Below are 3517 nucleotides of genomic sequence, written 5' to 3' on the forward strand. Positions count from 1 at the left end.
CCGGGTAGCCGGCCGGCGTACGGGACGGGGCGGGACCGGTCGCGGTGAACGGGAAGGGCACGTGCACGAAGGGGTTGCCGTGCCGCACCAGAGCGTCGATCTGCCGCTCGTTGAGCCCGTGCGACTCCAGCACCCGCCGGCCCCAGCGGTGCAGCCGGCACGGGTACGTCGCACCGTCGTTGCGGCACAGCGGCCCGGTCGGCCACTCCTCGGCGGTGTGCACGACCACCGCCCGGACCGCGAGCCGAACGTCCTCGGGGGTCAGCGGCGCCGGCACCGGCACCTCGCCCAACACCTGATCGATGGGATCCGTCGACTGCTCACCAACTCGCACGGTAGGCCTCCCGCAGCTCCGGTAGCGGTGTGGCTGACGCGCCGCACCGCATCCTCGGGCAGTGGTACGGCCCACAGGGCGGAACAGTTCAATCCGCCCGACCTGCTCCACCGGGGGTGTGGGACTTGCCCCGTCGCCCCGGACACCCCGACGGCCCCCCGGGGTGCCACCGTCAGACCCGCGCTGACCACGTTCGCGCGGGGCGGCGAGGCCCGCGAGCTGCGCGGCGAACTGGCCCGCACCGGGGTGGTGGTACGCGACGACGGCCGGCGGCAGTACTGGCGGCTGACCCGGTCGGCGCCGCGTCCCCGGCCGGAGGAAACGACTTCGGCTGAGCCGGACGTTGACGGACGGTAGCGTTGCTCTCGACGGGGCCCTGGGCACGGGGAGCGCGCGATGACCGAGCAGCAGCCGTACCGGGTGGTGAGCCGGCAACCCGGTTTCGAGCTGCGCCGCTACCCGGCGCACCTGGTCGCCGAGGTGCGGGTCGAGGGGCCGTTCGACCAGGTCGCCAACGACGCCTTCCGGCCGCTGGCCGCGTACATCGGGGGCGCCAACCGGTCCCGGCGGGCGGTCGGGACGACCGCGCCGGTGGTGCAGGAGGCGGAGCCGGAGCCGGAGACCATCGCGATGACCGCCCCGGTGCTGCAGGAGGAGGGGGAACGGCCGGGCTGCTGGGTGGTGCGGTTCGTGATGCCGGCGAGTTTCACCCCGGAGACGCTGCCCGAGCCGGCGGACCCCCGGATCCACACCCGGGAGATCCCCGAGCAGCTCGCGGCGGCGGTCCGCTTCTCCGGCCGGTGGACGGCCCGGGCGTTCGACCGGCAGGCGAGGGCGCTGGGCCGGGCGGTCACCGCCGCCGGGCTGCAGCCGTGCGGCGCCATCCGGTACGCCCGCTTCGACCCGCCGTGGAAGCCGTGGTTTTTGCGCCGCAACGAGGTGGTGCTGCCGGTCGTCGAGTGACCCGGTGCCGCACCCCGGTGCCGGTGTCCTCGTTGGAGATTGATGGGCGTCGGGCGTCGGGTACCGCACCGCGCACGGGTTTCACGCGCCGGGCGCGGCGAGGGACGGGGACGATGATGACCTCCGCGGGAAGCACGGCGGGCGGCGGCAACGGGATCTTCCGCCGCAAGCCGGTCGAGGAGATCGCCGACGAGACCGGGGAGGGACTCGCCCGGTCCCTCGGGCTCTGGCAGCTCACCGCCATCGGGGTGGGCGGCATCATCGGCGCCGGCATCTTCGCCCTCGCCGGCGCGGTGGCCAGCGAGACCGCCGGGCCGGCCGTGCTGATCTCGTTCCTGATCGCCGGCCTGGCCAGCGCGGCGGCCGCGCTGTCGTACGCCGAGTTCGCCGGCATGATTCCCAAGGCCGGTTCGGCGTACACCTACGGGTACGCGGTGCTCGGCGAGGCGGTGGGCTGGTTCATCGGCTGGGACCTGCTGCTGGAGTACACCGCGATCGTGGCGGTGGTGGCGATCGGCATCTCCGGCTACTTCGCCTTTCTGGTCGGTGAGGTGGGGGTGGAGGTGCCGGCGTGGATGCTCGGTGCCCCCGGCACCGGTGAGGGGCGGGTGGTCGACCTCTTCGCGGTGATCCTGTGCCTGCTGATCGCGTTCCTGCTCAACAGGGGCATCAAGGCCGCCGCCCGCTTCGAGACCGCGGTCGTCGGGCTGAAGGTCGCCGTGGTGCTGCTGGTCATCGTGGTCGGCTTCTTCTACGTCCGGGCGGAGAACTACTCGCCGTTCTTTCCGTTCGGGTTGAGCGGGGCGTTCACCGGCGCGGCGACGGTCTTCTTCGCGGTGTTCGGCTACGACGCGATGAGCACGGCCGCCGAGGAGTCCAGGGACGCCCGCCGGCACATGCCCAAGGCGATCATCTGGTCGCTGCTCTTCTCGATGGTGCTGTACGTGCTGGCCACCCTGGTGCTGACCGGCATGCAGAACTACCGGGACATCGATCCGGAGAGCGGCTTCTCCTCCGCCTTCGCCTCGGTCGGCCTCTCCGGCCTGGCCAGCGTGATCGCCGTCGGCGCGATCATCGGCATCCTGACGGTGATGTTCACCTTCATGCTCGGCGTCACCCGGGTGTGGTACTCGATGAGCCGCGACGGCCTGCTGCCGGGCTGGTTCGCCAAGCTGCACCCGGTGCGCCGGGTGCCGAGCCGGGTCACCTGGATCGTCGGGGTGGGCTCGGCGCTGATCGCCGGGTTCCTGCCGATCCGGGAGGCGGCGGAGCTGACCAACATCGGCATCCTGCTCGCCTTCGTGGTGGTCTGCATCGCGGTGATCGTGCTGCGCTACCGCCGCCCCGAGGCGCCGCGCACGTTCCGGCTGCCGGGCATGCCGGTGGTGCCGGCGCTCGGCGCGGTCTTCTCCGTCTGGCTGATCACGTTCCTGGCGCCGGAGACCTGGCTGCGCTTCGCGGTGTGGTTCGTGGTCGGCGCGCTGATCTACGCCTTCTACGGCTACCGCCGCTCGGCGCTCGCCTCCCGCGGCCCGGGTGGCGCCTCCGGTCGGGGCGGGTCGCCGGGCGTGGGGCGCTGACCCAGCGCCGGCGGCCAGGCCAGCAGCAGCGCCATCCCGAGACCGGCGAGCACCCCGCAGAGGGAGAGCAGCACGTCGGAGTCGGCGGCGTTGATGGCGCTGTTGCCGGCCAGCGCGGTGAACGACGCGCCCACCTTGAGCGGCAGCGTGAAGAGCACGGTGACCAGCAGCATCGCGTACGGGGCGATGAAGGCCGCGAGGGCGGCCACGGCGTGCCAGCGCCATACTGGGCGACCGCCCGGCCAGTCCCACGCCAGCAGGGTGACCCCGGTGAGCAGCACCGCGCCGAGCGCCAGCTGCGGCGGGACCCGGTCGACGGGCGGGACGGCCCGAACCAGCCCGACGGCAACGGTGACCGTCGCGCCCAGCCCGGCCGCGAGCCGCCAGCGGGCAACCGTCCGGGCCGGTGCCGCCGCCAGGGCGCAGCCGATGGCCAGGACGGCCAGCAGCAGGCCGGTGGCGACGGCGGCCAGGTCGAGTTCCGGCTCCCGGTCGCTCGGGGACTGGATGCCGGCCGCGACCAGCACGAGCACGCCGGCGACGGAGGCCGCCGTGGCCAGTGCCCGTCGGGGCGGCAGGTGAGCGTCCGCCGGGGTCCCGGAGGCCGGTCCGCCGGGACCGTCGCGCCGCTGCCCGCGTA

General features: G+C 73.7%; 4 protein-coding genes and 1 pseudogene. 3 read left to right on the plus strand and 2 right to left on the minus strand.

Features of this window, described 5'->3' with window-relative positions; translation table 11 throughout:
• Positions 1–295 (minus strand): annotated as a pseudogene (locus NCC78_RS29410) (hypothetical protein); the annotation flags it as partial.
• Between the two features lie 66 nt (positions 296–361).
• Between NCC78_RS29410 and NCC78_RS32735 the strand changes: the two are divergent.
• The 3 genes from NCC78_RS32735 (at position 362) to NCC78_RS29420 (ending at position 2877) form a co-directional block, all read left to right on the plus strand.
• Positions 362–691 (plus strand): CysS/YqeB C-terminal domain-containing protein, encoded by a 330-nt coding sequence (locus tag NCC78_RS32735; protein WP_443677214.1) that lies wholly within the window; start codon positions 362–364, stop codon positions 689–691.
• 39 nt (positions 692–730) lie between these two features.
• Complete coding sequence (locus NCC78_RS29415; RefSeq protein ID WP_250798613.1) at positions 731–1297, plus strand: SOUL family heme-binding protein; 567 nt, start codon at positions 731–733, stop codon at positions 1295–1297.
• A gap of 113 nt (positions 1298–1410) precedes the next feature.
• Positions 1411–2877, plus strand: a complete 1467-nt coding sequence (locus NCC78_RS29420; protein WP_250798614.1) for an amino acid permease — start codon at positions 1411–1413, stop codon at positions 2875–2877.
• On the opposite strand, the gene NCC78_RS29425 is transcribed toward NCC78_RS29420, so the two are convergent.
• Positions 2799–3517, minus strand: a 719-nt coding sequence (locus NCC78_RS29425; protein ID WP_250798616.1) for a hypothetical protein, incomplete at its 5' end; no start/stop codon positions are given. The genes NCC78_RS29420 and NCC78_RS29425 overlap by 79 nt on opposite strands.

The sequence above is a fragment of the Micromonospora phytophila genome (assembly GCF_023656545.1).
Taxonomy (GTDB): domain Bacteria; phylum Actinomycetota; class Actinomycetes; order Mycobacteriales; family Micromonosporaceae; genus Micromonospora; species Micromonospora phytophila.